The organism is Frankia sp. CoWAU3 (assembly GCF_977971855.1).
In genome coordinates, this window is the sequence record NZ_CDWWXB010000028.1 from 21,085 (window position 1) to 27,556 (window position 6,472).

Sequence of the window (6,472 nt, forward strand, 5' to 3'; positions counted from 1 at the left end):
CAGCCGACGGTGGGCAGGTCGAGCTTCAGTGTGCTCTAGTCTTTGATCTCACAGAGCACGGTGCCGCTGGTGACAACGGCGCCGACGGTCGCAGCCAGTCCGGTGACCGTGCCATCCCGATGCGCGTTGATCGGCTGTTCCATCTTCATCGCTTCCAGAACAATGATCAGATCACCCGCGGAAACGGTGTCGCCGTCGTTGACCGCGACCTTCACGATGGTGCCCTGCATGGGACTGGCCAGGGCGTCGCCCGTGACCTTGGCCGCCGCCGTGCCGCGAGCGCGCCGCTTGGGCGCCGCTCCCCGGGAAGCGGCGACGGGGGCAGAACCGAATCCGGCGGGTAGCACGACTTCGAGGCGTTTGCCGCTCACCTCGACAACCACGGTCTCCCGCGGCTCGGGGGCGGTGTCGGCCTCAGTCCCTCCCGCGAAGGCCGGGATGGTGTTGTCGAACTCGGTTTCGATCCAGCGGTTGTGGATACGGAAAGGCTCTGCGGCGTCCTCCGGGGCGAAGGCGGGATCCCGTACGACCGCGCGGTGGAACGGCAGTGCCGTCGCCATTCCCTCGATGACCATCTCATCGAGGGCGCGCCGAGCCCGCTGCAGAGCTTCCTGCCGGGTTGCTCCGGTGACGATGAGCTTTGCGAGCAGGGAGTCGAAGGCGCCGCCGATGACGCTGCCGCTTTCGATGCCGGTATCGAGCCGGACGCCGGGGCCTGCCGGCGCGATCAGCTTGGTGACCGTGCCGGGTGCGGGAAGGAAGTTACGGCCGGGATCCTCACCGTTGATGCGGAATTCGATGGAGTGACCGCGAGGAGCCGGATCGGTGAAGTCGAGTGCCTCACCCTCGGCGATACGGAACTGGGCGCGAACCAGGTCTACTCCGGAGACCTCTTCGGTCACCGGATGCTCGACCTGGAGGCGGGTGTTGACTTCAAGAAAGCTGATCATGCCATCGCGGGCGACGAGGAACTCGACGGTCCCGGCCCCGACATAGCCGGCTTTCTTGCAGATCGCCCTCGAGGCCTCGTACAGCGAGCGGAGCTGAGCCTCCGAGAGAAACGGTGCCGGCGCCTCCTCCACGAGCTTCTGGTAACGGCGCTGGAGTGAGCAGTCGCGGGTACCGACCACGACGACGTTGCCGTGCGTATCCGCCAGGATCTGGGTCTCGACGTGGCGCGGCTGGTCCAGATACCGCTCGACGAAGCACTCCCCGCGACCGAACGCCGCGACCGCTTCCCGGACGGCACTGTCAAACAGTTCGGGCAGCTCCTCCGCGGTCCAAGCGACCTTCAGTCCGCGCCCTCCGCCACCAAAAGCGGCCTTGATGGCAACCGGAAGGCCGTACTGCCTGGCGAAGGTGACAACCTCATCGACGCCGGCCACAGGGTCTGCGGTGCCGGGTGCGAGCGGCGCGCCGACCGCTAGTGCAATATGCCGGGCCGCGGTCTTGTCCCCGAGACGGCGGATGGCCTCCGGCGGCGGGCCGATCCAGGTGAGGCCTGCGGAGATCACGGCCTCCGCGAAGTCCGCGTTCTCCGAGAGAAAACCGTATCCCGGGTGGACGGCGTCGGCCCCGGAGGACTCGCAGGCATCGAGAATTTTGTCGATGCGCAGGTACGAATCACCAGGGGTCGCGCCTCCCAATGCAAATGCCTCGTCAGCAACGCGTACGTGCAGGGCATTGATATCCGGTTCCGCGTAGACTGCGACGCTGGTGTATCCGGCGTCGCGGCAGGCGCGGGCCACTCGAACCGCGATTTCTCCCCGATTGGCGATGAGGATCTTACGCACGTCGCTCCCGTCCTCGTCCGGCCTGCGTGTAGGTGAGTCGGGCCGCACATTTTGCTGTCATTGTACCCAGAATGTGATGCTGCAGACATCCCGATGTCATGTCTATCGGTTGATCACCAGTCGGCTCGGGTGCGCGCACCCGGCGTCATCCCGGACCTTTGCCACGCCCCCGGTCCGGTGGTGAGACTGCCACGGAGCGCCAGCGTCGGGCTGGCCCAGGACGAAAGGCGGGTGGCCGGTGCCGACGAGGGAACGGCGCGAGCCGTCAGGAGCGCCACCACAGCGGCGATCTCCTCCGGCGTCGCCTCACCGCGGATCAGCTGCAGCCGAGGCCGACTCGCCCGCCTGTCATCGTCCTGAACCACGTTTTTCTCCTCGGTACTTCGAGTAGCTGGTGTGTCGTACGTATGCCGTCCGTGGGCCCGCGGCCCGGGAGATCTCCGCCGCGGACGGATCCCCCTTCCGGCGAGCCGGCGACGGCAGATCCCGCCTATAGCGGGATGTTGCCGTGCTTCTTCGGTGGCAGGGATTCACGCTTGGTACGCAGCAGACGCAGTGCTCGAATGAGCTCGCGCCGCGTTTCCGACGGGCTGATGACCGCGTCGAGATAGCCCCGTTCCGCCGCGATGTAAGGGGTCGCGAAGTGATCGGTGTAGTCTTGGATCAGCTCTGCCCGACGAGTCTCCGGTGACTCGGACCTGGCTAGATCCCGTCGATAGATGATGTTGACGGCACCCCGGGCGCCCATCACCGCGATCTCGGCGGTTGGCCAGGCGAGGTTGATGTCCGCCCGCAGGTGCTTGGACCCCATGACATCGTAGGCACCGCCGTAGGCCTTCCGAGTGATCACCGTCACCTTCGGTACGGTGGCCTCTGCGTAGGCGTAGATCAGCTTGGCGCCACGGCGAATGATGCCGTTCCACTCCTGGGAGGTGCCGGGAAGGAAGCCGGGGACGTCGACCAGAGTCAGCACCGGGATGTTGAATGCGTCGCAGGTCCGGACGAACCGGGCGGCCTTCTCACTGGCGTCGATGTCGAGGGTGCCGGCGAACTGCATCGGCTGGTTGGCGACCACCCCGATAGAACGTCCATCCACCCGGCCGAATCCGACGATCATGTTCTGGGCGAACTGAGCGTGGACCTCGAGAAAGTCACCCTCGTCGAGGACCCGCTCGATGATCTGGTGCATGTCGTACGGAGTGTTCGGGGAGTCGGGGATGAACGTGTTGAGATCCGGGTCGATCTCGGCGTCCAGATCGTCCACGGCGTCGTAGCTCGGGGCGTCGTCGAGATTGTTCGACGGAAGGAACGACAGCAGCGCACGGGCGAGTTCGAGGCACTCCGTCTCGTCGGCCGACTGGAAGTGCGCGACACCGCTGCGGGAGTTGTGGGTGTGTGCGCCACCCAGTTCCTCCATGCCCACGTCCTCGCCGGTGACCTCCTTGATCACGTCGGGGCCAGTGATGAACATGTGGCTGGTCTGGTCGACCATCAGGGTAAAGTCGGTGATCGCCGGAGAGTACACGGCGCCACCGGCGCATGGCCCCATGATCAGTGAGAGCTGTGGGACGACGCCGGAGGCCATCACGTTGCGGTAGAAGATTTCGCCGTACAGACCGAGGGCGACGACACCCTCCTGGATACGCGCTCCGCCGGAGTCGTTGATGCCCACGACGGGGCAGCCCGTCTTCAACGCAAGATCCATGATTTTGACGATCTTCTCACCGAAGACCTCACCCAGGCTGCCACCGAAAACGGTGAAGTCCTGGCTGAACACGCAGACCTGCCGGCCGTCGACAGTCCCGTACCCGGTCACCACGCCGTCGCCGTACGGCCGGTTGGCCTGGACGCCGAAGTCGTGCGCGCGATGGCGGGCGAAGGCGTCGGTCTCGACGAACGACCCGGGGTCGAGGAAGGCCTCGACCCGTTCGCGGGCTGTCATCTTGCCCTTGGCATGCTGCGCGTCGACCGCTCGCTGGGACCCGGCGTGGACGGCATCATCGTTCACGCGCCGCAGGTGGGCGAGTCGGCCTGCGGTGGTGTGCGGGTCGGGAGCGGAATCCTCTGCGGACGCGGGAAGAGCCATAACCGGCAGCGTACGACCCCCGCGGGTCCACGCGTGTGATTGATGTGCAGCGGATCTCACCGGATAGGCGAGATTCGTGGGCCTCCGGCGAGTTGACCGTATCCCGGATCAGTTCGCCGATCGTCCGCCGATCGTCCGAGTCGCCGACGGGTGACCGGACGGTCTGGCAGAGTGGACCGGTGCCACTCTCGAAGGAGCCCGCACCCGCGGGACCCTCTCCTGAGCAGCCCGCGTCCGGCAAGCTCCCGTCCGGCAAGCCCTCGCCGGCGTCCCCTCGGGCCCGCCCTGCCGGAGAGGGGCGATCCTCGTCCGTCGGAACACGTGAACCGCTTGACGCCGCACGCCTCGCGGCCCGTGCCGCCGCGGTCGGTCTCGACCTGACGGTGGTAGAGGAGATCGACTCGACCAACGCCGCGCTGGCGCGCATCGCCCGGGGCGAAGACACCGCCCGCGGCGAAGACACCGCCCGCGGCCGGGGACGGGTTCTCGTCGCCGAACGGCAGACGGCGGGTCGTGGCCGGCTTGACCGATCATGGGAGTCTCGCCCTGGTGCCGGGTTGACGGTCTCGCTGCTGCTGCAACCCCGGGTACCGATGTCACTGCTCGGCTGGCTGCCCATGGTGGTCGGAACCTCGCTCCTAGCGACGCTACGTGAGGTGGCGGCGGTTCCCGCAGTCCTGAAATGGCCCAATGACGTTCTCGTCGACGACGCGAAGCTCGCCGGCATCCTGGTTGAGGTCGTCCAGGTCCCACTATCGTCACCCTCGGTGATTATCGGTTTTGGGTTGAATGTCATGGCGGAGCATGACGAGCTCCCGGAGCGGTCGACAAGCCTGCTGCTCAGCGGCGCGCTTCCGGCGGCCCTGGACCGGACCAAGCTGCTCGGGGTGGTACTCGCGGATCTCGTCGGGGCGATCACTGGTTGGGAGGCCGACCCGCAAGCGGCTCGCGCGGAGTACCTACGGGTGTGCGCGACGATCGGCAGGCGGGTGCGCGTCGAGCTGCCGGACGGTTCGGCGGTGCTCGGGACCGCCACCGACGTTGACCCCGACGGCCGGCTCGTCGTCAACGGGCGACCCTACAGCGCCGCCGACATCGTTCACCTGCGGTGACGAGGGACCCGGCAGTGATCTGTCCGCCCGAGATGCGACGATCGTTGCCGTGGCGTTTCCCGACGATATCCTCACCCAGGACGAAGAGGTTGTCCTTCATGTGCACCCGCACTGGGTCAGCCTGGTAGTCCCGGCGTTCTGGACGGTTGCCGCCCTCCTTTTCGCCGTGCTGGGGGTTTTCTTCGCACCCGGAGGGGTGTTGCAGAAGCCCATCCAGTATCTCGTGCTTCTGGTCGCCTTCGGCGCGATCGGCTACCTGAGTGTGATGCCATGGTTACGTCGAATGACGACCCATTACGTCGTGACGAACCATCGACTGGTGATCCGCGAAGGGGTCGTCACGCGGGTCGGGCGTGACGTCCCGCTCGCCTGGTTGGTCGGCGCGACGGTGCAGCAGAACGTCATCGACCGGCTTCTGGGCTCGGGTGAGCTGATCATTGAGATGGTGGGGCAGCGGGGCCGGGCCAGCCTGTCGTGTATGCCGCACGCCGAGCGGGTGCAGGAAACCCTCGCCGATCTCTCCGCGCCCTACCAGTCACGGGGCTATCCGGGGGCCTGACGCCGGGACGGCCGGAGGCGGCAAGCACGGCAGATCCGTCACACCGGATCGAACTCCCGCCACCATGCGAGCAATTTGTCGGCCTGCGGATCCTCCGTGGCGAAGCCGAGACGCTCGTCGTCAACCGTCCAGAACACCGAGAACCGGCCGGGTCTTGCATCGCAGAGGAAGGTGCCACGGAGTTGGGAGCCGCGTGCCCAGCGCTCGATGCCGGTCTGTCCCTGATAACAGTCGCCGACGTCGGCGAGGGCTGCGGACCGGCGGGCGATGTCGCGGGTCAGGGCCGAGGCGTCCCGGTAACGCAGGACGAGGATTCGAGGGGGGCCGGAGCGTCGGTCGCCACCCCGGGGACGCAGCTGAGGGCCGCCTCCACGCCATCGGGTACCGCCTGTCCCCCGCTGGGCGGCGCACTCGTGCACTCGTCGACCGCGAACGGCTTGAGCGAGGACCGCAGCCGGGCCTCGGCGGCGTCGAGCGTCGGGCCCGGCGATGGTCCGACGCCGGGCCCTCCGGAGGCCACGGTGCCTGCGGTGCCCGTCGTGCCGGACGCCGACGGGTGGCGACCGGCGGGGCTGTCGCTCGGATCGTGGGTCACGGCGAGCCCGATGGTGACGCCACTCGCGACCAGAGCCGCGATGATCAGGACGATCGCGGTGAGGGGTCCGCGACGCCACCACGAGCCGGTTCCACCGGATGGATCATCGTCACCGTCGGCCGGATTCCGCGGGAATCCGTCTTCGGAACCGTTCACAGGTATCCGGTCTCCCGAGGAAGGTCAGCTCAATGGCGGAGTGGATCGAACGACTTCCACCATCTGTTGAGGTTACCCGGATCCTGATCATCCGCGGAGAACGCGATTCGATAGTCGTCGTAGGTCCAGAATTCGTAGAAACGCTTCGCGAAGAGTAAGTGTTCGGTGATG

Annotated in this window: 6 protein-coding genes; 2 read left to right on the forward strand and 4 right to left on the reverse strand. The window is 66.9% G+C overall.

The annotated features are described in order from the left end of the window. Window positions 1–35: 35 nt before the first annotated feature. From AC08ON_RS04970 to AC08ON_RS04980, 3 genes are all read right to left on the reverse strand, one after another. Window positions 36–1,793, reverse strand: a complete 1,758-nt coding sequence (locus AC08ON_RS04970; RefSeq protein ID WP_476606613.1) for an acetyl/propionyl/methylcrotonyl-CoA carboxylase subunit alpha — start codon at window positions 1,791–1,793, stop codon at window positions 36–38. Window positions 1,794–1,906: 113 nt separating this feature from the next. Further along, window positions 1,907–2,158 (reverse strand): acyl-CoA carboxylase subunit epsilon, encoded by a 252-nt coding sequence (locus tag AC08ON_RS04975; RefSeq protein WP_476616533.1) that lies wholly within the window; start codon window positions 2,156–2,158, stop codon window positions 1,907–1,909. Between the two features lie 125 nt (window positions 2,159–2,283). Further along, on the reverse strand, window positions 2,284–3,879 hold the full coding sequence (locus AC08ON_RS04980; RefSeq protein ID WP_476606611.1) for an acyl-CoA carboxylase subunit beta: 1,596 nt from the start codon (window positions 3,877–3,879) through the stop codon (window positions 2,284–2,286). Between the two features lie 179 nt (window positions 3,880–4,058). Between AC08ON_RS04980 and AC08ON_RS04985 the strand changes: the two genes are divergently transcribed. Both AC08ON_RS04985 and AC08ON_RS04990 read left to right on the forward strand, forming a co-directional pair. Then, a complete protein-coding gene (locus AC08ON_RS04985; protein WP_476606610.1) occupies window positions 4,059–4,991 on the forward strand; it encodes a biotin--[acetyl-CoA-carboxylase] ligase in 933 nt (310 codons plus the stop codon). Window positions 4,992–5,040: 49 nt separating this feature from the next. Further along, window positions 5,041–5,550, forward strand: a complete 510-nt coding sequence (locus AC08ON_RS04990; protein WP_476606609.1) for a PH domain-containing protein — start codon at window positions 5,041–5,043, stop codon at window positions 5,548–5,550. A gap of 38 nt (window positions 5,551–5,588) precedes the next feature. On the opposite strand, the gene AC08ON_RS04995 is transcribed toward AC08ON_RS04990, so the two are convergent. Continuing rightward, window positions 5,589–5,969, reverse strand: coding sequence for a hypothetical protein (locus AC08ON_RS04995; RefSeq protein ID WP_476616534.1), 381 nt, complete (start codon window positions 5,967–5,969; stop codon window positions 5,589–5,591). Window positions 5,970–6,472 lie beyond the last annotated feature (503 nt).